Source organism: Streptomyces sp. NPDC002623 (assembly GCF_053592635.1).
In genome coordinates this window covers 100,930-125,557 of record NZ_JBSFWB010000003.1, presented here as the reverse complement: position 1 = coordinate 125,557, position 24,628 = coordinate 100,930, and the positions used below count along the sequence as shown (strand labels likewise).

Sequence of the window (24,628 nt, the reverse complement as noted above, 5' to 3'; positions counted from 1 at the left end):
CCCGAATCATCCTCCTGGTGGGGCCGGTTGTGTGGCTTCCAGGAGTTCGGCGAGTTCCACCAGATCCGTGTCGGTGAGCCGGGGCAGCACGCAGCCGGAGAGGGTGCCGCAGCTGTCCCGCCACGAGGCGGGGATCGCGGCGCCGCCGCCCAACGCGCCGGTCAGCGCGCCCGCGAGGGCCGGGGCGGAGTCCGCGACCCGGGACAGACAGGCCGCCGCCGGCACCGCTTCGGAGATACGGCCGTCGGACGCCGTCACCAGGGCGAGGGCCACCGGGACCGTCTCCGCCGCCGCGATGCCGTAGCTGTAGACGTGGTCGACGATCTGGTGTTCCAGGAGGGGGATGAGGGTGAAGGCGCTGTCGGCGTCGTGGGCCAGTTTGAGCGCGTGCCGGGCGTTGCGGCCGATCTCGGTGTGCTCCGGGAGTTCGGCGAGCGCCGCCGTCACACAGGCTTCGGGGTCCGCGCCGACGAGGGCCAGCGCGAGGGCCGCCGCCATCGCGCGGGCGCCGTGCACTCCGTCGCCGTCCTGGGTGTAGCGGGCGTCGAACTCGGCGAGTTCGGCGGCGAGTCGGGGGTCGCCGGGGTGGGCCACCGCGAGGACGCAGGCGCGTACGCAGGCCGCGTCGTCGAAGTAGTGGGGGTTGTCGTGGCCGGTGGCGGGGGGCCGCAGTCCGGCGGCGAGGTTGCCGAGGCCGGCCCGGACGGAGATCCGGGCGCGCAGCGGGAGGACGGCGGACTCGACCTCGGGGGCGCGGTCCGCTGCCGCGGCGACCTCGCTGGCCAGGGCGTTCCAGGCGAGGTCGATCGCGGCGCGCATACGGCGTGCCCTGCTGAGGTCGCCGAGGGCGGTGTCGTCTCCGGCCCTGAGGACCGCCTCCGCGGCGAACGCCGCCCATTCGGCGTCGTCGGAGGGGCCGAGGCGGAGGGGTTCGGGGGGTTGGTTCAGGGCGATGGGGACGGGGAGGGTGGTCGTCGCGTTGTGCTCGGCGAAGGTGTCGAGTTCGCGGGTGAGGCGGCGGGTCCACTCGGGCATGCGGGCGGCCCGGTGGCGGGCGGCGGGCCATCCGGCGGCGTCGCCTGCGGCGAGGCCCAGGAGCAGGCCTTCGATTCGGCGTGCCTGCGCTTTCGCCTGCGGCTGCGGGGCGGGTGGCCCCTGCGGTACGGGTGGCCCCTGTGGTGTCGGTGACCCCTGCGGTGCGGGTGGCCCGTGTGGGGCGGTGTCGTCGTCGGCGGCCGCGGCTGCGATCGGGTCCGCCGTCGCCGTTCCCGCTGTCATTCCCTCGTCCCACGGTCCCGGCGGCCTCACGATCGTGCCTCCGCCCCGGCGTGGCCCATCAGGCCCGGTACGAGTTCTTCGGCGATCATTCCCTCGCCCCACTTTCCGCCCTCTTCGGGTACCAGCAGCTCCGCCACGTCCAGGACGTGGTGGCCGGCCATCGACGGGAGGCAGGTCCCGCGGGCCGGGCCGATGGCGGCCGCCCAGTCCGGTGGGATCGCGCAGACGCCCCGGGTGGCGCCGGCCAGGGCGCCGGCCACCGCGGCCGTCGTGTCCGCGTCGCGGCCCATGTTCACCGCCGTCAGGACGGCTTCGCGGAAGTCGCCGTCGGCCGCCGCGTACGCGCCGAAGGCGAGGGCGACGGCCTCGGGGGCCAGGTCGGTCCAGGGGTAGCCGCCGATGACGACGGCGGAGCGGACCGCCCGTTCGCCCCGGTGGGCCACGGCCACCGCGCGGCGCAGGGAACGCGCCGTCCAGGAGTCCTCGGGGACCACCGCCAGGGCCGCGGCCACCACCGCGATCGTCGGCGCGCCCGCCATCGCCGCCGCCACTCCCGCCGCGACCGCCTGGCCGCCGTAGATGCCCTCACCGTCGTGGCTCACCGCGCCGTCGATCGCGACGAGCCGGGCGGCTTCCGCCGGGCGGCCCGCGGCGAAGACGCCGAACGGCGCCGCGCGCATGGCCAGGCCGTCGCTCCAGGCGTGCCGGTGCTGTGCCGAGATCGGCGCCGCGAGGCCGCGGCGGAGGTTCTCCAGGGTGCCGCGTTCGCTGAAGCCGGCGCCGCGGAAGGGGCCCTCGTCGAGGTCGGCGATCCACTGGTGCCAGGCCGACTCCACATGGGCCGGGGTGAGCGCGGAGCCGTGGCGGGCGAGCAGCAGGCCGGAGAAGATCGCGTACTCGGTGTCGTCGGTGCCGGCCGGCCGGTCGGTGACATAGCCCGTGATGCGGCCCCAGCGGGCGCGGATCTGTGACGGCTTCATGTTCTCCGCGGGGGCGCCCAGGGCGTCGCCCACGGCGAGGCCGAGCAGGGCGCCGCGGGCCCGTTCACGGATCGATGGCATGCGCGGCCTCTCCTTCGGGGGTCCCGCACGGGCGCGGGACCCTTTGCGGATGTGTCCCACCATCGGCGGTTGACCTCAGCCTGAAACCCCTTCATGTCACCCGGTCGACATTTGTGCAGGGTTCCGATCGAATGAGCGATCGAAGGTAAAGCCGCAGGTTAGGGCATCCTCGCCTTCCTGGCGAACGGGAATGCATGAGCGTAACTTGAGCGCTGTCGGAAATTGGAATCTGTCTAAAGTTAGCTTAGGCTCAGCTTTTCTGGGGGACCCCATGGCGATCATGTCCGTCATCGACAGCGAGGCGCCGCTGCACGAGGCGCACCGCGACAACCACACGCACCGGGACGTCAACGGGGGCTGGCTGCGGCCCGCCGTGTTCGGCGCGATGGACGGCCTGGTCTCGAACCTCGCCCTGATGACCGGAGTCGTCGGCGGCTCGGTCGGGCAGCAGACCGTCGTCATCACCGGGCTCGCCGGGCTGGCGGCCGGCGCGTTCTCCATGGCCGCCGGTGAGTACGCCTCCGTCTCCTCGCAGCGGGAGCTCGTCGAGGCCGAACTGGACGTCGAGCGCCGGGAACTGCGCAAGCACCCGGAGGACGAGGAGGCGGAGCTCGCCGGGCTGTACGAGGCGCGGGGGGTCGAGCCCGCGCTGGCCCGACAGGTCGCGAGCCAGCTGTCGCGCGATCCCGAGCGGGCGCTGGAGATCCATGCCCGCGAGGAGCTGGGCATCGATCCGTCCGATCTGCCCTCGCCGCTGCTCGCCGCCGTGTCGAGCTTCGGGGCGTTCGCGCTGGGCGCGCTGCTGCCCGTGCTGCCGTATCTGCTCGGGGCGGCCTCGCTGTGGCCGGCCGTGCTGCTCGCGCTGCTCGGGCTGTTCGGCTGCGGTGCCGTGGTGGCCCGGGTGACCGCGCGGACCTGGTGGTTCAGCGGGCTGCGGCAGCTCGCCCTCGGGGGCGCCGCGGCCGGTGTGACGTACGCCCTGGGCAGCTTGTTCGGAACGGTCGTAGGATAGCTCGGATGCTACTTATGCGTTGGGCCGTATAAGTAGTCGTTACTGACTGGTTTCGACGGCTTAACCAATGGGCATGAGCCGTAAGCGCTGTGGGCAATGACGCCTACGGCGCACTCGCGGGGTGAGTGACGCCGCTCCCCCCGCCTGCCGGACCGGAAGACGCCGATCTGATCGATCTCGTCCCGTTCGGTCCCCACATACTTTCAGCCATGTGCGCGACACCCCTGTGTGCGCCCATGACGTCCGCATGTTGGAACGGAGTATCCGGTTCCCGAGAACCGCTCCATCATGTAACCTGCGTGAAATTTTGCACTCGCAGAGGGCCAACGTCGTCCCTTCGCAAGCAGCTCCCCCAGAGCCCCAAGGGCCTGGGAGGAATCCACAGCCACTTGAGACGACGACGGGAGAGCCGATGCGTACGCCGCGCCAGCCGTCCCAGCATTCCGCGAATGGCCAGAACTGGTCCTTCATGGATGCTCGCCCTGCTGCGCAGGGTATGTACGACCCCCGCAACGAGCACGACGCCTGCGGCGTCGGCTTCGTGGCCAACCTCACCGGCGAGGCGAGCCACACGCTGGTCGAGCAGGCGCTCACCGTTCTGCGCAACCTCGAACACCGCGGCGCCACCGGCTCCGAGCCCGACTCCGGCGACGGCGCGGGCATCCTGACCCAGGTCCCGGACACGTTCTTCCGCGCGGTGACCGAATTCGAGCTCCCCGAGGCCGGTCACTACGCCGTCGGCGTCGCCTTCCTCCCGGAGGACGGCCTGCAGACGGCCGTCTCACAGATCGAGACGATCGCCGCCGACGAGGGCCTCACCGTCCTCGGCTGGCGCGAGGTCCCCGTCGCCCCCGAGCTGCTCGGCGCGACCGCCCGCTCGACGATGCCCGCCTTCCGGCAGGTGTTCGTCACGGACCGTGCCAGCCAGGGCATCGACCTCGACCGCAAGGCGTTCGTGCTGCGCAAGCGCGCCGAGCGCGAGGCGGGCGTGTACTTCCCGTCGCTCTCCGCGCGCACGATCGTCTACAAGGGCATGCTGACCACCGGCCAGCTGGAGCCCTTCTTCCCGGACCTGTCCGACCGCCGCTTCGCCTCGGCCGTGTCGCTCGTCCACTCGCGCTTCTCCACGAACACCTTCCCGTCGTGGCCGCTCGCGCACCCGTACCGCTTCGTCGCGCACAACGGTGAGATCAACACCGTCAAGGGCAACCGCAACTGGATGCGCGCCCGCGAGTCGCAGCTGGTCTCCGACCTGTTCGGCTCCGCCGACCATGGGCACAGCGGTCAGGACGAGAAGTCCATCGAGCGGATCTTCCCCGTCTGTACGCCGGACGCCTCCGACTCGGCGTCCTTCGACGAGGTGCTCGAACTCCTCCACCTCGGCGGCCGCTCGCTGCCGCACTCCGTGCTGATGATGATCCCGGAGGCGTGGGAGAACCACGACTCCATGGACCCCGCCCGGCGCGCGTTCTACGAGTTCCACTCCACGATGATGGAGCCCTGGGACGGCCCGGCCTGCGTCACCTTCACCGACGGCACCCAGGTCGGCGCGGTCCTCGACCGCAACGGTCTGCGCCCCGGCCGCTACTGGGTCACCGACGAGGGCCTCGTCGTCCTCGGCTCCGAGGTCGGCGTCCTCGACATCGACCCCGCCAAGGTCGTCCGCAAGGGCCGCCTCCAGCCCGGCAAGATGTTCCTCGTCGACACCGCCGAGCACCGCATCATCGAGGACGACGAGATCAAGGCCGGCCTCGCCGCCGAGAAGCCCTACGCGGAGTGGCTGGAGGCCGGCGAGATCGAGCTCGGCGACCTGCCCGAGCGCGAGCACATCGTGCACACCCACGCCTCGGTCACCCGCCGCCAGCAGACCTTCGGCTACACCGAGGAAGAGCTGCGCATCATCCTCGCGCCGATGGCCAAGACCGCCGGCGAGCCCCTCGGCTCCATGGGCACCGACTCGCCGATCGCCGCGCTCTCCGCGCGCCCCCGGCTGCTCTTCGACTACTTCACCCAGCTGTTCGCGCAGGTCACCAACCCGCCGCTGGACGCCATCCGCGAGGAGCTCGTCACCTCGCTGCGCTCCTCCCTCGGCCCGCAGGGCAACCTGCTCGAACCGAGCGCCGCGTCCTGCCGGACCGTCACCCTGCCGTTCCCGGTGATCGACAACGACGAGCTGGCCAAGCTCATCCACATCAACGCCGACGGCGACATGCCCGGCTTCAAGGCCGCGACGCTCTCCGGCCTGTACCGGGTCTCCGGCGGCGGCGACTCCCTCGCCGCCCGCATCGAGGAGATCTGCACCGAGGCCGACGCCGCCATCGACAACGGCGCCCGGCTCATCGTCCTGTCGGACCGCCACTCGGACGCCGAGCACGCGCCCATCCCCTCGCTGCTGCTCACCGCGGCCGTCCACCACCACCTCATCCGCACCAAGCAGCGCACCGAGGTGGGCCTCCTGGTCGAGGCCGGCGACGTCCGCGAGGTCCACCACGTGGCCCTGCTGATCGGCTTCGGCGCCGCCGCCGTCAACCCGTACCTGGCCATGGAGTCGGTCGAGGACCTGCTGCGCGCGGGCACCTTCCTCAACGGCATGGAGCCCGAGCAGGCGATCCGCAACCTGATCTACGCGCTCGGCAAGGGCGTCCTGAAGGTCATGTCCAAGATGGGCATCTCCACCGTCGCCTCCTACCGCGGCGCCCAGGTCTTCGAGGCCGTCGGTCTCGACGACCAGTTCGTCGCCACCTACTTCAGCGGCACGGCCACCAAGATCGGCGGCGTCGGCATCGACGTCATCGCCAAGGAGGTCGCCGCCCGCCACGCCAAGGCCTACCCGGCCAGCGGCATCGCGCCGGCCCACCGCGCCCTGGAGATAGGCGGCGAGTACCAGTGGCGCCGCGAGGGCGAGCCGCACCTGTTCGACCCGGAGACGGTCTTCCGCCTCCAGCACTCGACGCGCACGGCCAGCTACGACATCTTCAAGAAGTACACGGACCGCGTGAACGAGCAGTCCGAGCGGCTGATGACGCTGCGCGGCCTCTTCGGCTTCGACAGCGGCCGCGAAGCGATCTCCATCGACGAGGTCGAGCCGGTCTCCGAGATCGTCAAGCGCTTCTCCACCGGCGCCATGTCCTACGGCTCCATCTCGAAGGAAGCGCACGAGACGCTCGCCATCGCGATGAACCAGCTGGGCGGCAAGTCCAACACCGGTGAGGGCGGCGAGGACGCGGACCGGCTGTACGACCCGGCGCGCCGCTCCAGCATCAAGCAGGTCGCCTCCGGCCGCTTCGGCGTCACGAGCGAGTACCTCGTCAACGCGGACGACATCCAGATCAAGATGGCCCAGGGCGCCAAGCCCGGCGAGGGCGGCCAGCTGCCCGGCCACAAGGTGTACCCGTGGGTCGCCAAGACCCGGCACTCCACCCCGGGCGTCGGTCTGATCTCCCCGCCGCCGCACCACGACATCTACTCCATCGAGGACCTCGCCCAGCTGATCCACGACCTGAAGAACGCGAACCCGCAGGCGCGGATCCACGTGAAGCTGGTCTCCGAGGTCGGCGTCGGCACGGTCGCCGCGGGTGTGTCGAAGGCGCACGCGGACGTCGTGCTGATCTCCGGCCACGACGGCGGCACCGGCGCCTCGCCGCTCACCTCCCTGAAGCACGCGGGCGGCCCCTGGGAGCTCGGCCTCGCCGAGACCCAGCAGACCCTGCTGCTCAACGGCCTGCGCGACCGCATCGTCGTGCAGACCGACGGCCAGCTCAAGACCGGCCGTGACGTGATCATCGCCGCGCTGCTCGGCGCCGAGGAGTTCGGTTTCGCGACCGCGCCGCTCGTCGTCTCCGGCTGCGTCATGATGCGCGTCTGCCACCTGGACACCTGCCCCGTCGGCATCGCCACCCAGAACCCGGTGCTGCGCGACCGGTTCGCCGGCAAGGCCGAGTACGTCGTGAACTTCTTCAAGTTCATCGCCGAGGAGGTCCGCGAGCTGCTGGCCGAGCTGGGCTTCCGCTCGATCGAGGAGGCCGTCGGCCACGCCGAGGTCCTCGACGTCGAGCGCGCCGTCGACCACTGGAAGGCGCAGGGCCTCAACCTGGCCCCGCTCTTCCACGTGCCCGCGCTGCCCGAGGGCGCCGCCCTGCACCAGGTCATCGCCCAGGACCACGGACTGGAGAAGGCGCTCGACAACGAGCTCATCAAGCTCGCCGCCGACGCCCTCGCCGCCGACTCCGCGACCGACGCCCAGCCGGTGCGCGCCCAGGTCAAGGTCCGCAACATCAACCGCACGGTCGGCACCATGCTCGGCCACGAGGTGACGAAGAAGTTCGGCGGTGCGGGCCTGCCCGAGGACACCATCGACATCACCTTCACCGGCTCCGCCGGCCAGTCCTTCGGCGCCTTCCTCCCGCGCGGCGTCACGCTGCGACTGGAGGGCGACGCCAACGACTACGTCGGCAAGGGCCTCTCCGGCGGCCGGATCGTCGTCCGCCCGGACCGGGGCGCCGACCACCTCGCCGAGTTCTCCACGATCGCGGGCAACACCATCGCCTACGGCGCGACCGGCGGCGAGCTGTTCTTGCGCGGTCGCACCGGCGAGCGGTTCTGCGTCCGCAACTCCGGCGCGACGGTCGTCTCCGAGGGCGTGGGCGACCACGGCTGCGAGTACATGACCGGCGGTCACGCGGTGGTCCTCGGCGAGACGGGCCGCAACTTCGCGGCCGGCATGTCGGGCGGCGTCGCCTATGTGATCGACCTGAACCGCGACAACGTCAACGTCGGCAACCTCGGCGCGGTCGAGGCGCTGGACGACAGCGACCGGCAGTGGCTGCACGACGTGGTGCGCCGGCACGCCGAGGAGACCGCCTCGACGGTCGCCGGGAAGCTGCTCGCGGACTGGGACACGGCCGTGGAGCGCTTCAGCAAGATCATCCCCAGCACGTACAAGGCAGTGCTCGCCGCCAAGGACGCCGCCGAGCGAGCGGGACTCTCCGAGTCCGAGATCACCGAGAAGATGATGGAGGCGGCGACCAATGGCTGACCCGAAGGGCTTCCTGAACCACGGCCGTGAGGTCGCCAAGTCCCGTCCCGTCGACGTGCGTCTGAAGGACTGGAACGAGGTCTACGTCCCCGGCTCGCTGCTGCCGATCATCAGCAAGCAGGCCGGCCGGTGCATGGACTGCGGCATCCCGTTCTGCCACAACGGCTGTCCGCTGGGGAACCTGATCCCCGAGTGGAACGACTACGCGTACCGCGAGGACTGGCAGAACGCGTCCGAGCGGCTGCACGCCACGAACAACTTCCCGGAGTTCACCGGCCGTCTGTGCCCGGCGCCCTGCGAGTCGGCGTGTGTGCTCGGCATCAACCAGCCGGCCGTCACCATCAAGAACGTCGAGGTCTCGATCATCGACAAGGCGTGGGAGACCGGTGACGTCGCCCCGCAGGCGCCCGAGCGGCTGTCCGGCAAGACCGTCGCGGTCATCGGCTCGGGCCCGGCGGGCCTGGCCGCCGCCCAGCAGCTGACCCGGGCCGGTCACACCGTCGCCGTCTACGAGCGCGCGGACCGCATCGGAGGCCTCCTCCGGTACGGCATCCCCGAGTTCAAGATGGAGAAGCGGCACATCAACCGCCGTATCGAGCAGATGCGCGCGGAGGGCACCCGCTTCCGCACCGGCATCGAGATCGGCCGCGACCTCAAGGCGACCGACCTGAAGAAGCGCTACGACGCGATCGTCATCGCGGCCGGCGCCACCACCGCCCGCGATCTGCCGGTCCCCGGCCGTGAGCTCAAGGGCGTCCACCAGGCCATGGAGTACCTGCCGCTGGCCAACAAGGTCCAGGAGGGCGACTTCGTGGCGCCCCCGATCTCGGCCGAGGGCAAGCACGTCGTGGTCATCGGCGGCGGCGACACCGGCGCGGACTGCGTGGGCACCGCCCACCGCCAGGGCGCGGCCTCGGTGACGCAGCTGGAGATCATGCCCCAGCCGGGCGAGGACCGCGCGCCGCACCAGCCGTGGCCGACCTTCCCGATGCTCTACAAGGTCACCTCGGCCCACGAGGAGGGCGGTGAGCGGGTCTACTCCGTCTCGACGACCCACTTCGAGGGCGACGAGGACGGCAACGTCCAGTGGCTGCACCTCAGCGAGGTGGAGTTCGTCGACGGCAAGCTGACCTCGAAGCCGGGCACGGAGCGCAAGATCCCCGCCCAGCTGGTCACCCTCGCGATGGGCTTCACCGGCACCGACCGGGAGAACGGCGTGGTGGAGCAGTTCGGCCTGGAGCTCGACGAGCGCGGCAACATCGCCCGCGACGCCGACTTCCGGACCAACGTCCCGGGCGTGTACGTCGCCGGTGACGCGGGCCGCGGTCAGTCGCTCATCGTGTGGGCGATCGCCGAGGGCCGCTCGGCCGCCCGTGGCGTCGACCGGTTCCTCACCGGCGCCAGCGAGCTGCCGGCCCCGATCCGCCCCACGGACCGCTCCCTCATGGTCTGACGGCCCCCTCCGCAAGGGCCCCCATACGTCCCGCACAAAGGCGTGCGGAACATGGACGACGCCTGCCCAACAGTCCCCGACCGGACGACCGGGCAGGCGCCGTCGCATGTCCGCGCACATGCGCTCACCGGCTACGGCACCCGATACGTCTCCCCGTACATCTGCCACTGCAGCGGCGGCTGCAGCTCCAGGTTGCCCTCCTTCAGGAAGCGGCGCTGGGTCGTGTCGATGCGGGAGGTGTCGATGCCGGGGTGCCGGGTCAGCATGGCGCGGCGGCGGGCGTCGAGGAAGGCGCCGAGGTAGGCGGCCTCGTCGCCGCCCTGGGCGGGGGTGCGGGCCTCCTGCATCGCCCGCGCGCGGATGCCGTCGAAGCTGGTCTGCCCGCCGCCGGGGCCGTGGAAGACGAGGGCGTCGTAGTAGACGAACTGGCCCAGCGGGCCCAGGCCGTCGGACCTGCCCTTGGTGACCGCCGGGTTGAAGTAGACGCGGTCGCGCTCCTTGTCCTGGGCGGCCCGGAACGCGGGCACGGCCGACTCCGTCCGCCAGGCGGCCGGGAAACCCGGGTCCAGACCCGCGTGCGAGGCGGTGCCGTCGACCCGGCGCAGGGCGGGCAGATAGCGGGCGAGGGCGTTGCCCGGGTGGTCGCGGGTGTAGCGCTCGACCAGGGTGAGCAGATCGTGGGTGCCGGTGCAGAAGCCGATCAGGCCCGCCGTGTACCCCTGGCCGTCGCCGATGTCCTCGATGTAGGCGTACGCGCTGCGCCAGTTCAGGGTCCCGTTCTCGGCGCTGGCCACGATCTGCTGGGCCAGGTCCTTCTGCGCCGGGGCGGCGAGGCCCGGCGGGGTTGCGCGGACCTCGCTCGCCGCCGGGACGCCGGTGGTCGGCTGGGCGGGCTGGGCGGGAGTGAACAGACACGCCGTCGAGGCGACGACGGCGCAGACCAGGACGGCGGCACGTTTCATGCCGCACACCCTAAGGCCGGAATGTCGCGTTCCTTGTCATTCCATCCTAATTAGCTGATGAGCGAACAAATGGGCGAACAGGTGGACGAACGGACGGGCGAACCGGCGAACGGGTGCGCGAACGAAAAGGTGCGCGCCGGTGGGTGTGGGAGGCTGTCGGCCATGGTCGCGATCAGTCTCACCAAGGTCCAGGAGACCGCACCCGCGCTGGTCGACTTGTACAAGAGCGCCGGGGTTTCCCTCACCAGGCACGGTCTCGACGGACAGCGGGCCGCCGTCTATCTCGTCGTCGACTACTCGGGGTCGATGAAGCCGTTCTACCAGGACGGCAGTGTCCAGGCGCTCGCCGACCGGGTGCTGGGGCTGTCCGCGCATCTCGACGACGACGGCCGGGTGCCGGTCGTCTTCTTCTCCACCGACGTCGACGCCGTCACCGACATCGCCCTCGCCGACCACCAGGGCCGGGTGGACCGCATCGTGGCCGGGCTCGGACACATGGGCAAGACCAGCTACCACCTCGCCATGGACGCCGTCATCGACCACTACCTCGACAGCGGTTCGCGACAGCCCGCGCTCGTCGTCTTCCAGACCGACGGCGGCCCCATCAACAAGCTCGCCGCGGAACGCTACCTCTGCAAGGCGTCGAAACTGCCGCTGTTCTGGCAGTTCGTCGGCTTCGGCGACCGGGGCAGCAAACAGTTCGACTTCCTGCGCAAGCTCGACGAACTGCCCGTGCCGACGAAGCGGGCGGTCGACAACGCCGGCTTCTTCCACGCCGGACCGGAACCGGCGAAGATGCCGGACGCGGAACTGTACGACCGGCTGGTGGGGGAGTTCCCGAAGTGGCTGGTGGCGGCCCGGGCGCAGGGGATCACCCGATGAGCGTCCTGCTGCCCGCCGCCGACCGCGCGGCCGTGGCCTGGAAGAACGGCGGCGGGGTGACCCGCGAGCTCGCCGCCTCCCCGGCGGGGGCCGGCATGGCCGACTTCGCCTGGCGCGTCAGCCTCGCCGAGGTCGCGGCGGACGGGCCGTTCTCCGCGTTCCCCGAGGTGGAACGGACCCTCACCCTGGTCGAGGGCGCGGGCATGGACCTGACCCTGGGCGGGCGACGACGGCTCGTGGACACCCGGTACGTGCCCCAGGACTTCCCCGGCGACGTGCCCACCGACTGCCGGCTGCTCGACGGGCCCGTCGTCAACCTCAACGTGATGTGGCGCAGGGGAGCGGCGGCCCCGACCGTCGCCGTCGTCCGCGGCCGGCTCGCCCTGCGGGCGGCGCACGCCCTGATCGTCGCCCTCGAAGCGGACACGGACGTCGACGTGGAGGCGGCCGGGAGCGGTGGCGGAGTGCGGCTCGGCCGCCATGACGCAGTCCTGCTGAGCGGGGAGAACGCGCTGCTGCACGCGCACGGACGGACAGCGGTGGTCGGCCTTAGGCCATAACAGCGATCTCCGCCGTCCACACCGTTGGCTCAGCCGCCCCGCCGTGCCACCCTGAGGATGATCCGACGGGGAGGACGACGAGGTATGAGCGACGGCGCGGAAGCGGTGAACTACGCTGCGGACAGCGGGAGTTCGAGACGGCGAGGCGAGCCCGGCAAGGGTGAGAAGGTCGCCGACTGGGCGGACAGCCGGCTGGGGCTGTACACGGTGGCCAAGGCCAACCTGCGCAAGGTGTTCCCGGACCACTGGTCCTTCATGCTGGGCGAGATCTGCCTCTACAGCTTCCTGATCCTGATCCTCACCGGCGTCTACCTCACCCTGTTCTTCGAGGCGAGCAGCGCCGAGGTCGTCTACAACGGCTCGTACGTCCCGCTCCAGGGCATCACGATGACGCGGGCGTACGAGTCGACGCTGCACATCAGCTTCGACGTGCGCGGCGGGCTGCTGATCCGGCAGATCCACCACTGGGCGGCACTGGTCTTCGTCACCGCCATGCTCGTGCACATGATGCGGGTGTTCTTCACGGGCGCGTTCCGCAAGCCGCGCGAGGTCAACTGGCTGTTCGGCTGGACCCTGCTGTTCCTCGGCATCCTCACCGGTCTGACCGGCTACTCGCTCCCCGACGACCTGCTCTCCGGCACCGGCGTCCGGTTCGCCGACGGCGCGATCCTGTCCATCCCGATCGTCGGGACGTACATCTCGTTCTTCCTCTTCGGCGGGGAGTTCCCGGGGCACGACATCATCGCGCGGTTCTTCCCGATCCATGTGCTGCTGCTGCCGGGGATCATGCTGGGGCTCGTCGTCGCCCACCTCATCCTGGTGTTCTTCCACAAGCACACCCAGTACCCCGGGCCCGGACGCGACCAGAAGAGCGTGGTCGGCATGCCCTTCATGCCGGTCTACATGGCGAAGGCGGGCGGGTTCTTCTTCCTGGTCTTCGGCGTGCTGGCGGTGATGGGCGGCGTCGCCAGCATCAACCCCGTGTGGGCGTTCGGGCCCTACCGGCCGGACCTGGTCACCACCGGCGCACAACCCGACTGGTACCTCGGCTTCTCCGAGGGGCTGATCCGGGTGATGCCGGGATGGGAGATCAACGCCTGGGGCCACACCCTGGCACTGGGCGTCTTCATCCCGTTCACGCTCTTCCCGCTGATCCTGCTCGCCATCGGCCTGTATCCGTTCATCGAGGCCTGGATCACCGGCGACAAGCGGGAGCACCACATCCTCGACCGGCCGCGCAACGCGCCCGTGCGCACCGGCCTCGGCGTGGCCTGGCTCGTCCTGTACGGGGTGCTGCTCGTCGGCGGCGGCAACGACATCGTGGCCACGCATCTGCATCTGTCCATCAACGCGATCACCTGGTTCGTACGGATCTCCGTGTTCGTCGCCCCCGTCCTCGCCTTCATGGTGACCAAGCGGATCTGTCTGGGACTGCAGCTCCGGGACCGGGACAAGGTCCTGCACGGCCGCGAGACGGGGACCGTCAAGCGCCTTCCGCACGGCGAGTACGTCGAGGTCCACGAGCCCCTGGACCAGGCCCAGCTGTTCACCCTCACCCAGCACGAGCAGGAGCAGCCGTACGCCATCGGGCCGCTCGTCGACCACAACGGCGTGCGACGGCCGGTCACCGCCGCCCAGCGGGTGCGGGCGCGGCTGGCGCGGGCCATGTTCGGGCAGGACACGCACATCCCCAAGCCGACGCCGGAGGAGTACCGCGAACTCACCGGCGGTTCGGGGCACTCCGGAGGACATGGGCACTGAGGACCCGCTCCGCGAAGCGCTCGCCGATCCGCCGGTGGGCGGCCGCGTCCGGGTGGAGGCCGTCGGGGAGCGGGAGCTCGGCGGCGTCGGACTCGCCGTAGAGCTCGCGGCCGTCGACGTAGTGCAGGTTCGGGTCGTCGGCCGCGCGCCGGTCCACGATCCGGGCCAGTTCGGCGCGGATGACGCGCAGGGTCAGCTTCCCGTGCGCGACCTCGGCCCGGTCGCCCATGGGCTGGAACCACAGCCGGCCTTCGGCGACGGCGCTGAAGTCGAGGGCGGTCGGGCCGGGCGTCTCCTCGTGCATCGGGCACAGGATCGGCGAGACGACCAGCAGGGGCGCGGTCGGATGGCCCTCGCGGACGGTGTCGAGGAAGCCGTGGACGGCCGGCCCGAACGCGCGCAGCCGCATCAGATCGGTGTTGACGAGGTTGATGCCGAGCTTGACGCTGATCAGATCGGCCGGGGTGTCCCGCAGCGTGCGCGCGGTGAACGGGTCGAGCAGGGCGCTGCCGCCCAGGCCCAGGTTGATCAGCTCCACGCCGCCGAGGGACGCGGCGAGCGCGGGCCAGATGGCCGTGGGGAGCACGGCGTCCGAGCCGTGGCTGATCGAGCTGCCGTGATGCAGCCAGACCGGGCGGTCGCTGGGCGGGGCGGGTTCGACGGGGGCGTCGGTGCGCAGGGCGAGGAGTTCGGTGGTCTCGTTGTGCGGCAGCCAGATCTCGATGTCCTTGACGCCCTCGGGCAGTTCGGCGAAGCGGACCGTGCCGGGCTCTCCGGCCCGGAACTCGCTCGTGCCGGCGGTCATGTCGACGGTCACCGTGCGGCCGCCGCCCGTCACGCTCGCCTGCCCGGCCGGGCGTCCGTCGACGAGCAGCTCGTACACGCCGTCCGGCCTGGGCGGCGCGCCCGCGTAGATCCGCCGGGTGGGCAGGGCCGTCAGCTCGACGGCGGTGGCGGCGCTACGGAAGACCAGCCGCACCCCCGACGGCTGGGACTCGGCCATCGCGAGCTGCGGGTCCGCGCACTGGGCACGCGCGCGTGCGGGCAGCCGGTGCGGCAGCACGCCGTGCTCGGTGCGCTCCACGTCGAGCGCGCCGCGCAGCAGATCGGCGGTGACGGGCGTCGTGATCCACTCGGGCTCGGCCGCGCGGCCCGCACCGCTCACACCGCTCACACCGCTCACGCGGCTCATGCCGCGGGCCAGTTGCGCAGCAGGGCGTCCAGGGCGTCCAGGACCCGGGTCCAGGTCTCGTCCGTGTCGGGGGCGCTGTGGCTGAAGCCGCCGCCCAGCTCCAGGCCGACGTACCCGTGGAAGACGCTCCCGAGCAGGCGGACCGCGTGCGTGCGGTCCGGTTCCGTGAGGTCGTAGCCGCGCAGGATCGCCCGGGTCATCTGCGCGTGCCGCCCGCCCGCGCTCGCGGCGGCCGTCTCCGGGTCGAGTCTGAGCTGCGCGGCGGCGTAGCGGCCGGGGTGCTCGTGGGCGTAGTCGCGGTAGACGTTCGCCAGCGCGGTCAGGGCGTCCTTGCCGGCCCGCCCCGCCAGTGCGTCGGAGGCCCGGTCGGCGAGCTCCTCCAGGGCGAGCAGGGCGATCCGGGTCCTGAGGTCGTCGGAGTTCTTCACGTGCGAGTACAGGCTGGCGACCTTGACGTCGAACCGCCGGGCGAGCGCCGAGACGGTCACCTCGTCGAAGCCGACCTCGTCGGCCAGCTCCGCTCCCGCCCGGACCAGGCGTTCCGTGCTCAGCCCTACGCGCCCCATGGTCGTCGTCCCTTCCTCACCCTTCGGCAGCCTTCATCAGCCTGAAGCTATTATGCGTTTGCCTAAAAGCTTTAGGCAAATTAGCCTCGACCATATGAAGCCGCTGACCGAGCAAGAGATCCGCGCCGCGTTCGTGAACTGCACGAAGGGCGAGGCCAAGCGCCTCTCCGTGCCGCGCGACCTGGCCGAGAGCCCCTGGGAGGACCTGGACTACCTCGGCTGGCGCGACCCCCAGGCCCCCGACCGCGCCTACCTCGTCGCCGAACTGGACGGCGACCTGAAAGCGCTCGCCCTACGGGCCTCGCCGGGCGCGGTCGGGCAGTCCCGGCGCAGCATGTGCACGATGTGCCTGACCACCCACTCCGGCGGCGTCTCGCTGCTGGTCGCGCCGAAGGCCGGGCGGGCCGGCCAGCAGGGCAACTCGGTGGGGGCCTACATCTGCAGCGACCTCGCCTGCTCGCTGTACGTGCGGGGCAGGCGGGACGCGGGCATCGGCGCGCGGCTGCACGAGACGATCACGCTGGAGGAGAAGATCGCGCGGACCGTGGCCAACCTCGCCGCCTTCATCGCCAAGGTGACCGCCTGACCGCACCGCTGACCGCCTGACGGGCTGACGGGCTTGCCGGCTGGCCGTCATGGGCGAGCGGCGAGCACGTCGGCTCTGCACTGGGCCGGTGTGCCCCACGCCGTGCGCAGGGCGCGGGCCTTGGTCAGCCACAGCGACAGGTCGTACTCCGCCGTGTAGCCGATCGCGCCGTGCAGCTGGAGCGCGGCCCGGGCGGCCCGGTACGCCGCCTCGCAGGCGCTCGCCTTCGCCGCCGCCACATCCGCCGGGGTCATCGTCACGGCGGCCCCCAGGACCAGCGGCCGGGCGAACTCCAACGCGATCTTCGCATCGGCCAGCCGGTGCTTCACGGCCTGGAACGAGCCGACGGGCACCCCGAACTGGGTGCGCTGCCCGACATACGCCACCGTCCGGTCGAGCAGCGCCAGTCCGACGCCGAGGGCCTGCGCGGCGGTCGCCAGCCGAGCCCAGAGCAGAGCCTGCGACACGGGCGGGTCGACGGCGAGGAGCTCCCCGCCCGGCGTGAGGCGGGTGAGCCGCCGCGCCGGGTCCAGGGAAGGCCGTACGGCGTCGTGGCCGGGGGCCAGGCGCAGACCGTCGGGGGCCAGCGACAGCCGTACGTCCGCCGCGTCGCCGTCCGGCGCGTACGACCCCGCGTACGCCACCGTCGCCATCGACTCGCCCGAGGCCAGCGCGGGCAGCAGCCGTTTCGCCGGGCCCGGCTCCCGGATCAGGGCCGCCGCCGTCACCGTCTCCGCCAGCGGCCCCGGCACCGCGTGCCGCCCCAGCTCGACGAAGGCCACGGCGAGTTCCACCGGCCGCGGCCCGAGACCCTCGTACGCCTCCGGCACCGCCAGCGCGAACACCCCGGCCTCGGCGACCCGGGACCACAGAGCACGCCCGCGCGCATGCCCGCCCCGGCTCCACTCCCGGACCACCCCCGGCGTGTCGGCGGCCGTCAGCAGGGCGTTCAGGGAGTCCGCGAACGCCCGTTGCTCGGTGTCGAGGAGAAAACGCATCAGCGGCGTCCCTTCGGCAGGCCGAGCAGGCGCTCGGCGACGATGTCGCGCTGGATCTCGTTCGTCCCCGCGTAGATCGGCCCGGCGAGGGCGAACACGTAACCCTGCGCCCAGCCGGTGTCGCCCGGCTCCCCCTCCTCGCCGAGGAGATCGAGTGCCGTCTCGTGCAGCGCGATGTCGAACTCCGACCAGAAGACCTTGTTCAGGCTCGACTCCGGGCCGAGCCGTATCCCCGCCAGGAAGCGGGACGCCGCCGCGTGCGTGAACAGCTGGTAGGCGCGCGCGCCGATGAGCGCGTCGGCGACCCGGTCCGCCGCCGCGGCGGGACTGCCCTGCGCCTGCCAGAGGGCGTGCAGCCGGTCGGCGGCGGCGAGGAAGCGGCCGGGGGAGCGCAGGGTGAGGCCGCGTTCGTCGGCCGCCGTGGACATCGCGATCCGCCAGCCCGCGCCGGGCTCCCCGATCACGTCCTCGTCCGGCACGAACACCCCGTCCAGGAACAGCTCGGCGAACGCCGGCTTCCCGTCCAGCCGGCCGATCGGGCGGACCGTGACGCCCGGGGCGCGCAGGTCGAACATGACGTAGGTCAGCCCCTGATGGGGCCTCGGGGCCTGCGGATCGCTGCGGAACAGGCCGAAGGCGCGGTCGGCGAAGGCCGCGCGGGAGGACCAGGTCTTCTGGCCGGTCAGCAGCCAGCCGCCGTCCGCGCGTACGGCTCGCGATCTGAGTGCGGCCAGGTCGGATCCCGCCTCCGGCTCCGACCAGGCCTGCGCCCAGACCACCTCGCCGGTCGCCATCGGCGGCAGCACGCGCGCGCACTGCTCCCGCGTGCCGTGGTCGAGGAGGGTGGGCGCGAGGAGACTGATCCCGTTCTGGTTCACGCGTCCGGGCGCGCCCGCCGCCCAGTACTCCTCCTCGAAGAGCAGCCACCGGACCAGCCCCGAGTCCCGGCCGCCGTACTCCGCCGGCCAGTTCACCGCCGACCAGCGGTCCGCGGCCAGTTCGGCCTCCCATGCGCGGTGCGCGGCGAAGCCCTCCGCCGTCTCCAGGGACGGCAGGGGAGTGCGCGGCACCTGGGCGGCGAGCCAGGCGCGGGCCTCGGCGCGGAAGGCGTCGTCCTCCTGCGTGACGGCGAGATCCATACGATCCGTCCCTCCCGGTCTGTTGCCGCTGCTCGTCTGCTGCCGCTTCTTCCCTAACAAGTGTTTGGTAGGTTAGCGTGGAGCCATGACAGGCGTCGAGAGTCCGGGCAGTCCGCAGAGTCCGGCCTACGTGCCCGGACACGGGCTGCTGAAGGGCCGCACCGCCGTCGTCACCGCGGCGGCCGGCGCGGGCATCGGCGGAGCGACCGCGCGCCGCTTCCTCGAGGAGGGCGCGCGCGTGCTGATCAGCGACGCCCACACCCGGCGGCTCAAGGCCCACGAGGCCGAACTCGCCGAGGAGTTCGGCGCGGCGGCCGTCGCGGCGCTGCCCTGTGACGTCACCGACGAGAACCAGGTGCGGGCGCTGTTCGACACGGCCGTCGCCTCGCACGGGCGGCTGGACATCGTCGTCAACAACGCGGGCCTCGGCGGGACTTCACCGCTCGTGGACATGAGCGACGAGCAGTGGTCGCGCGTCCTGGACGTCACCCTGAACGGAACCTTCCGCTGCACCAGAGCCGCCCTGCGGCTGATGCGGGAGACCGGCGGGGGAGGCGTCATCGTCAACAACGCCTCCGTCGTCGGCTGGCGCGCCCAGACCGGACAGGCGCACTACGCCGCCGCGAAGGCGGGCGTGATGGCGCTGACCCGGTGCGCGGCCGTGGAGGCGGCCGAGTACGGGGTACGGGTCAACGCCGTCTCGCCGAGCCTCGCCATGCACCCGCACCTGGTCAAGGTCACCACCCCCGAACTGCTGGCGGAGCTGACCGAGCGCGAGGCCTTCGGCAGGTACGCCGAGCCCTGGGAGGTGGCCAACGTGATCGTGTTCCTGGCGTCGGGCTACTCCTCGTACATGACCGGCGAGGTCGTCTCCGTCAGCAGCCAGCACGCGTAGGGCGACAGACGACAATGGACGCGTGCCGACCAAGAAGAAGCCCCAGGTGACCGCCGCGCCGGCCCGACGCGGCGAGCTGTTGAACACCGCCGCCGAGGTATTCGCCGAGCAGGGCTACAACGCCACCACCGTGCGCAAGATCGCCGACCACGCGGGCATGCTCGCGGGCAGCCTCTACTACCACTTCGACTCCAAGGAATCGATGCTGGAGGAGATCCTGCGCACCTTCCTCGACGAACTCTGGGACGGCTACGACACCGTCCTGGACGCCGGGAGCGGCCCCCGCGAGACGCTGGAAGCGCTGGTCACCGAGTCCTTCCGGGAGATCGACCGGCACCGCGCCGCCGTCGCGATCTACCAGAAGGAGAGCAAGCAGCTGGTCGCGCAGGAACGGTTCGCGTTCCTCGCCGACTCGCAGCGAAGGTTCGAGAAGGCGTGGCTGTCCACGCTGGAGCGCGGGGTCGAGGAGCAGGTCTTCCGGGCCGACCTCGACGTCCGCCTCACCTACCGGTTCGTCCGCGACACGGTGTGGGTCGCCGCCTCCTGGTACCGGCCCGGCGGACAGCACAGCCCGGAGGAGATCGCCCGGCAGTACCTGTCGATGGTGCTGGACGGGATCGCCGTACGCACATAACCCACTGTTCACCGGTACTCGTTGGGGAGTCGCCATGGCCGAGGCCTACATCGTCGAAGCGGTCCGCACGCCCGTGGGGCGGCGCGGGGGAGGTCTGTCCGGGGTGCACCCGGCCGATCTCGGGGCGCATGTCCTCAAGGCGCTGGTCGCGCGCTCGGGGATCGACCCGGCGGCCGTCGAGGACGTCGTCTTCGGCTGCCTGGATGCGGTCGGGCCACAGGCCGGCGACATCGCCCGCACCTGCTGGCTGGCCGCCGGGCTGCCCGAGGAGGTGCCCGGCGTGACCGTGGACCGGCAGTGCGGCTCCTCGCAGCAGGCCGTGCACTTCGCCGCCCAGGGCGTGCTGTCCGGGACCCAGGACCTGGTGGTCGCGGGCGGCGTGCAGAACATGTCGCAGATCCCCATCGCCTACGCCACCCGCCAGGCCGCCGAGCCGCTCGGCTTCACCCAGGGGCCCTTCGCCGGCAGCGAGGGCTGGCGCGCGCGGTACGGGAACCGGCCCGTCAACCAGTTCGCGGGGGCCGAGATGATCGCCGCCAAGTGGGGCGTCACCCGGCAGGACCAGGAGGAGTTCGCCCTGCGCTCGCACCGGCGGGCGGTGCGAGCGATCGACGAGGGCCGGTTCGCGCGCGAGACCGTCGCCCACGGGCCGGTGACCGCCGACGAGGGGCCGCGCCGGGACACCACCCTGGAGAAGATGGCCGCGCTGAAACCCGTCATCGACGGCGGGACCGTCACCGCCGCCTGCTCCTCGCAGGTCTCCGACGGGGCGGCCGCGATGCTGCTCGCCTCCGAGCGGGCGGTGCGCGAGCACGGACTGACGCCACGCGCGCGCGTGCACCACCTCTCCGTACGCGGCGAGGACCCCATCCGCATGCTGACGGCCCCGATCCCGGCCACCGCGCACGCCCTGAAGAAGACCGGGCTGTCCATGGACGACATCGACCTCGTCGAGATCAACGAGGCCTTCGCGCCCGTCGTCCTGGCGTGGCTGAGGGAGACGGGGGCCGACCCGGAGAAGGTCAACGTCAACGGCGGCGCGATCGCCCTGGGACACCCGCTGGGCGCGACGGGCGTGAAGCTGATGACGACCCTGCTGCACGAACTGGAGCGGACAGGAGGCCGCTACGGCCTCCAGACCATGTGCGAGGGCGGCGGCCAGGCGAACGTGACGATCATCGAGCGGCTGTGACACCGGGTGTGACGGTCATCGTGTGGCTGTGAGCCGGTCTTTGACCTGTTCCGCCTCCTTCATGATCCGCTCCACCAGTTCCGCGCACGACGGCAGGTCGTCGAGCACCCCGGCGACCTGCCCGGAGGCCATGACTCCGAGGTCCGTGCGGCCGTCCACCATCGCCGATCTCAGCAGCATCGGGGTGTTGGCGGCGAGCAGGACCTGGCTCCAGGACAGCTCCTTGCCGTGGCGCAGCGCCAGGCCCTCACGGACCAGCTGCGGCCAGCCGAGGCCGGACAGCCTGCGGAAGCCGGCCGCGTGACGCAGGGCCCGTAGCAGGGTTCTGGTGCGGCCGGCGGCCTCCAGGTCGGCCACCAGCTCCGTGCGCAGCATGCGGTGCGGCAGGCCGTCCACCGCCCGGGTGACCGTGACGTCCCGGACCGTCGCCGCCAGATAGCGGGCCTTCACCGCGTCCGGCACCGTCGAGTCGGACGTCAGCAGGAACCGCGTGCCCATCGCGACGCCCGCCGCCCCGTACGCCAGCGCCGCCACCAGCCCCCGTCCGTCGAAGAAGCCGCCCGCCGCGACGACCGGGATGTCCACGGCGTCCACCACCTGCGGCAGCAGCACCGTCGTCGCCACCTCCCCGGTGTGGCCGCCGCCCTCGCCGCCCTGCACGATCACCGCGTCCGCACCCCACGCGGCGACCTTCTCGGCATGCCGGCGGGCCCCGATGGAGGGGATGACGACGACCCCCGCCTCCTTGAGCTCGGCGATCAGCTCCGGGGAGGGCGCGAGGGCGAAGGACGCGACGCGCACCCCCTCGTCGAGGATGATCCGCACCCGGTCGCCGGCGTCCGCCGCGTCGGCTCGCAGATTGACCCCGAACGGCGCGCCCGTCCGGGACCTCACCTCGCGCACCGCCGACCGCAGCTGGTCGAGGGTCATCGTCGCCGAGGCCAGGATGCCCAGCGCCCCCGCGTTCGCCGTCGCCGACACCAGGCGCGGGCCCGCCACCCAGCCCATCCCGGTCTGCACGATCGGATGACGGACCCCCACGAGTCTGGTCAGGGCCGTGTCCATCAGAGTGCGACCTCCCGGGACCGGGCCCCGGCGGGGTCGAGGACCTCGCGGATCAGCCGCAGCTCCTCGGCGGTGGGCGCACGGGTCGGCGGCACGTCGTCCGGGACGGTCAGCTCGAAGCCGGTCGCCTCCCTGACCTCCTCCAGGGTGACGCCCGGATGCAACGAGGCAAGCCGCATCGACCGGTCGGGCGTGGCGAAGTCGAAGACGCCCAGGTCGGACACGACCCGCGGGATGCGGTGGAAGCGGGCGCCGGCCGCATGGTCGTAGCCCACCCCGCACACCATGTCGACCTTCTCGACGAACACCCGCCGGGAGTGCCGCGGTATCCAGTAACTCGTCGGGTTGTTCAGGGTGTTGACCGGCGCTCCGCGCACCCCGAGCAGCTGCCGCGTCGGCCGCGCCCAGTCGCCGATGCAGGAGATGTTCTGGTTGCCGTACCGGTCGATCTGGCTCGCGCCCATCATCACGTGCCGCCGCCCGCTCGTGACCAGCGCCAGGTGCTGCCGGTAGGGCAGCCAGCCCTCGGGCGTGCCGTCCGGACGGACGATCAGCGCCTCGCCGTCGGTGAGCAGCAGGTCCGGCGCGAACGTGAGCCGCGCGAGGCGTGCTCCCACGGACGGGATCAGGCCCATCGGGCTGGCCACGATCTCACCCGCGCCGCGCCAGGCCTCGGCGCAGGCGATCACGCAGTACTCCGCGCGCGTGGCCTCGCTCACCGCATCGCTCGTGGGCTGCGTCATGAGTCCTCCTCGACCGCCGACCGGTACCCCTGTTCGCCGTCCGCGAGATACCGGGCCGCGAACTGCGGCCAGGGCGTGGTCGCGTACCGCTTCTGGAACGCCTCGTCCCGGCCGTAGTCGGGGGCGCAGGACGTGAAGTGCGCGCCGTTCGGGGCTTCGACGACACCCGTCACCACATGCCGCTTGAGCAGCAGCGACTGCGGAGCCGCCGCCTTCGCGAACTCGGCCGTGTCGACGAGCCGTTCGCACGACGCGTACGCCGTGTCCGCCGCCTCGCAGAACAGGTCGTCGAAGTACGGGTCCGGGCCCAGGTACTGCCCGTTGCCCAGCCGGTCGGCCCGGTTGACGTGCACCAGGGCAGCGTCGAGGCGCAGGGCGGGCATCGCGACGAACGTCTCCTGGTCGTCGTACGGCGAAGTCACCGTCCGCAGACCGGGGTTGACCCGCATCACGTCCGAGCCGAGGCCCGCCCGCACCGGCAGGAACGGCAGCCGGTTCGCGGCCGCCCGCAGCCCCCACATGAACATCGCCTCGTCGATCTCCATCAGCTCGAACGCACCGCGCTCACGGGCCGCGCGGTAGTGCGGTTCCAGGGGGATCGAGTCGAGGGTGACGAACGCGGCGACCAGCTTGCGGATCCGGCCGGCCGCCGCCAGCATGCCGACGTCCGGGCCGCCGTACGACACCACCGTCAGGTCGGTGACCTCCGAGCGGAGCAGCGCCCGCACCAGGGCCATCGGCTTACGGCGCGAGCCCCAGCCGCCGATGCCGAGGGTCATGCCGCTCTCCAGCCGGGAGACGACCTCCTCGGCGGTCATCGTCTTGTCACTCACGCCCACGCCCCTCCTTCTCCTTGCCGAAGGTGTCCCGGACCCGGTCGGCGACCCCGCCGACGCTCGCCTCGTAGGTGAAGCCCTGCTCGAAGCGGTAGCTGCGGCGCACGTCGACCGGGTCGATGCCGTTGAGGGCCGCCTTGGCCAGCCGCAGCAGCTCACCGTCCTTCGCGGCGATCTCACCCGCCAACTCCAGTGCGGCCGCGCGCAGTTCGGCCGGGGGCACCACCCGCCACACCGAGCCGTGCGTATGCAGCTCGGCCGCGGTGACCGTGCGCGAGGTGTAGTACAGGGCGCGCAGCAGATGCTGGGGGACCAGGCGGGACAGGTGGGTGGCCGCGCCGAGCGCACCGCGGTCCAGCTCGGGAAGCCCGAACACGGCGTCCTCGCTCGCCACGATCACGTCCGCGTTGCCCACCAGCCCGATGCCGCCGCCCAGACAGAAGCCCCGCACCGCCGCCACCACGGGGACCTCGCACTCGTACACCGCCGCGAAGGCCTCGAAGCAGCCGCGGTTCGCGCCGATGAGCGCGCCCGCGCCCTGCGCCTGTATCTCCTTGATGTCCACGCCCGCGTTGAACCCCCGCCCCTCGGCGGCCAGCACCACGCACCGGGTCCCCGGATCGCGGCCGGCCGCGCGCACGGCGTCGGCCAGCGCGAACCAGCCGCTCACCGGCAGCGCGTTGACGGGCGGGAAGTCAACGGTCAGTACCGAAATCCCCTTTTCGGGGGACGAGGTGGAGACAGTCATGGAAGCATCAGCTACCTTTCCACCAAACGT

The 24,628-nt window shown here is 71.8% G+C and carries 21 protein-coding genes; 10 read left to right on the top strand and 11 right to left on the bottom strand.

Annotation, left to right across the window (positions count from 1 at the left end; genetic code table 11):
* Positions 1-6: 6 nt before the first annotated feature.
* The gene (locus tag ACWD4O_RS06260) at positions 7-1,278 is read right to left on the bottom strand and encodes an ADP-ribosylglycohydrolase family protein (RefSeq protein WP_451277938.1); all 1,272 of its coding nucleotides are present in this window, start codon (positions 1,276-1,278) and stop codon (positions 7-9) included.
* Positions 1,279-1,304: 26 nt separating this feature from the next.
* Positions 1,305-2,339 (bottom strand): ADP-ribosylglycohydrolase family protein, encoded by a 1,035-nt coding sequence (locus tag ACWD4O_RS06255; protein WP_451277936.1) that lies wholly within the window; start codon positions 2,337-2,339, stop codon positions 1,305-1,307.
* A gap of 280 nt (positions 2,340-2,619) precedes the next feature.
* Between ACWD4O_RS06255 and ACWD4O_RS06250 the strand changes: the two genes are divergently transcribed.
* The 3 genes from ACWD4O_RS06250 (at position 2,620) to ACWD4O_RS06240 (ending at position 9,839) form a co-directional block, all read left to right on the top strand.
* On the top strand, positions 2,620-3,351 hold the full coding sequence (locus ACWD4O_RS06250) for a VIT1/CCC1 transporter family protein (RefSeq protein ID WP_451278513.1): 732 nt from the start codon (positions 2,620-2,622) through the stop codon (positions 3,349-3,351).
* Between the two features lie 412 nt (positions 3,352-3,763).
* Complete coding sequence (gene gltB / locus ACWD4O_RS06245; protein WP_451277934.1) at positions 3,764-8,386, top strand: glutamate synthase large subunit; 4,623 nt, start codon at positions 3,764-3,766, stop codon at positions 8,384-8,386.
* Positions 8,379-9,839 carry a glutamate synthase subunit beta gene (locus tag ACWD4O_RS06240; RefSeq protein ID WP_451277932.1) on the top strand — a complete coding sequence of 487 codons (1,461 nt, stop codon included), beginning with the start codon at positions 8,379-8,381 and terminating at the stop codon, positions 9,837-9,839. Before gltB ends, ACWD4O_RS06240 begins: the two co-directional genes overlap by 8 nt.
* Positions 9,840-9,970: 131 nt before the next feature.
* On the opposite strand, the gene ACWD4O_RS06235 is transcribed toward ACWD4O_RS06240, so the two are convergent.
* Positions 9,971-10,801, bottom strand: coding sequence for a chitosanase (locus tag ACWD4O_RS06235; protein WP_451277930.1), 831 nt, complete (start codon positions 10,799-10,801; stop codon positions 9,971-9,973).
* Positions 10,802-10,963: 162 nt separating this feature from the next.
* Here ACWD4O_RS06235 and ACWD4O_RS06230 point away from each other — a divergent pair, with 162 nt between their 5' ends.
* The 3 genes from ACWD4O_RS06230 (at position 10,964) to qcrB (ending at position 14,004) form a co-directional block, all read left to right on the top strand.
* Complete coding sequence (locus ACWD4O_RS06230; RefSeq protein ID WP_451277928.1) at positions 10,964-11,683, top strand: vWA domain-containing protein; 720 nt, start codon at positions 10,964-10,966, stop codon at positions 11,681-11,683.
* Positions 11,680-12,243, top strand: a complete 564-nt coding sequence (locus ACWD4O_RS06225) for a HutD/Ves family protein (protein ID WP_451277926.1) — start codon at positions 11,680-11,682, stop codon at positions 12,241-12,243. Before ACWD4O_RS06230 ends, ACWD4O_RS06225 begins: the two co-directional genes overlap by 4 nt.
* A gap of 84 nt (positions 12,244-12,327) precedes the next feature.
* Positions 12,328-14,004 carry a cytochrome bc1 complex cytochrome b subunit gene (qcrB, locus tag ACWD4O_RS06220; RefSeq protein ID WP_451277924.1) on the top strand — a complete coding sequence of 559 codons (1,677 nt, stop codon included), beginning with the start codon at positions 12,328-12,330 and terminating at the stop codon, positions 14,002-14,004.
* On the opposite strand, the gene ACWD4O_RS06215 is transcribed toward qcrB, so the two are convergent.
* Positions 13,964-15,187: a GDSL-type esterase/lipase family protein gene (locus ACWD4O_RS06215; protein ID WP_451277922.1), complete on the bottom strand. Its 1,224-nt coding sequence runs from the start codon at positions 15,185-15,187 to the stop codon at positions 13,964-13,966. The genes qcrB and ACWD4O_RS06215 overlap by 41 nt on opposite strands.
* Positions 15,188-15,192: 5 nt before the next feature.
* Positions 15,193-15,762 carry a TetR/AcrR family transcriptional regulator gene (locus ACWD4O_RS06210; protein ID WP_451277920.1) on the bottom strand — a complete coding sequence of 190 codons (570 nt, stop codon included), beginning with the start codon at positions 15,760-15,762 and terminating at the stop codon, positions 15,193-15,195.
* 94 nt (positions 15,763-15,856) lie between these two features.
* Here ACWD4O_RS06210 and ACWD4O_RS06205 point away from each other — a divergent pair, with 94 nt between their 5' ends.
* Complete coding sequence (locus ACWD4O_RS06205; protein WP_351910935.1) at positions 15,857-16,348, top strand: FBP domain-containing protein; 492 nt, start codon at positions 15,857-15,859, stop codon at positions 16,346-16,348.
* 47 nt (positions 16,349-16,395) lie between these two features.
* Here ACWD4O_RS06205 and ACWD4O_RS06200 read toward each other — a convergent pair whose 3' ends face one another.
* Both ACWD4O_RS06200 and ACWD4O_RS06195 read right to left on the bottom strand, forming a co-directional pair.
* Positions 16,396-17,346 carry an acyl-CoA dehydrogenase family protein gene (locus ACWD4O_RS06200; protein ID WP_451277918.1) on the bottom strand — a complete coding sequence of 317 codons (951 nt, stop codon included), beginning with the start codon at positions 17,344-17,346 and terminating at the stop codon, positions 16,396-16,398.
* Positions 17,346-18,485, bottom strand: a complete 1,140-nt coding sequence (locus ACWD4O_RS06195; protein WP_451277916.1) for an acyl-CoA dehydrogenase family protein — start codon at positions 18,483-18,485, stop codon at positions 17,346-17,348. Before ACWD4O_RS06195 ends, ACWD4O_RS06200 begins: the two co-directional genes overlap by 1 nt.
* A gap of 85 nt (positions 18,486-18,570) precedes the next feature.
* On the opposite strand from ACWD4O_RS06195, the gene ACWD4O_RS06190 reads away from it, so the two are divergent.
* From ACWD4O_RS06190 to ACWD4O_RS06180, 3 genes are read left to right on the top strand one after another with little or no spacing between them, the layout of a single operon-like run.
* Positions 18,571-19,380, top strand: coding sequence for an SDR family oxidoreductase (locus tag ACWD4O_RS06190; protein WP_451277914.1), 810 nt, complete (start codon positions 18,571-18,573; stop codon positions 19,378-19,380).
* A 22-nt stretch (positions 19,381-19,402) separates the two neighbouring features.
* Positions 19,403-20,014 (top strand): TetR/AcrR family transcriptional regulator, encoded by a 612-nt coding sequence (locus ACWD4O_RS06185; RefSeq protein WP_351910931.1) that lies wholly within the window; start codon positions 19,403-19,405, stop codon positions 20,012-20,014.
* A 34-nt stretch (positions 20,015-20,048) separates the two neighbouring features.
* Complete coding sequence (locus ACWD4O_RS06180) at positions 20,049-21,206, top strand: acetyl-CoA C-acetyltransferase (RefSeq protein ID WP_451277912.1); 1,158 nt, start codon at positions 20,049-20,051, stop codon at positions 21,204-21,206.
* Positions 21,207-21,221: 15 nt separating this feature from the next.
* Here the strand turns inward: ACWD4O_RS06180 and ACWD4O_RS06175 are convergent, their stop codons facing one another.
* Genes ACWD4O_RS06175 through ACWD4O_RS06160 form a run of 4 tightly spaced genes read right to left on the bottom strand, consistent with a single transcriptional unit; the run spans position 21,222 to position 24,598 of the window.
* Positions 21,222-22,271, bottom strand: a complete 1,050-nt coding sequence (locus ACWD4O_RS06175) for an NAD(P)H-dependent flavin oxidoreductase (RefSeq protein ID WP_451277910.1) — start codon at positions 22,269-22,271, stop codon at positions 21,222-21,224.
* Positions 22,271-23,014 (bottom strand): CoA-transferase subunit beta, encoded by a 744-nt coding sequence (locus ACWD4O_RS06170; RefSeq protein WP_451277908.1) that lies wholly within the window; start codon positions 23,012-23,014, stop codon positions 22,271-22,273. Before ACWD4O_RS06170 ends, ACWD4O_RS06175 begins: the two co-directional genes overlap by 1 nt.
* Positions 23,011-23,847: a CoA transferase subunit A gene (locus tag ACWD4O_RS06165; RefSeq protein ID WP_451277906.1), complete on the bottom strand. Its 837-nt coding sequence runs from the start codon at positions 23,845-23,847 to the stop codon at positions 23,011-23,013. The genes ACWD4O_RS06170 and ACWD4O_RS06165 overlap by 4 nt, the downstream gene beginning before the upstream one ends.
* Entirely contained in the window at positions 23,840-24,598 is a 759-nt protein-coding gene (locus tag ACWD4O_RS06160) for an enoyl-CoA hydratase family protein (protein ID WP_351910926.1), read from the bottom strand. The genes ACWD4O_RS06165 and ACWD4O_RS06160 overlap by 8 nt, the downstream gene beginning before the upstream one ends.
* Between the last annotated feature and the right edge of the window lie 30 nt (positions 24,599-24,628).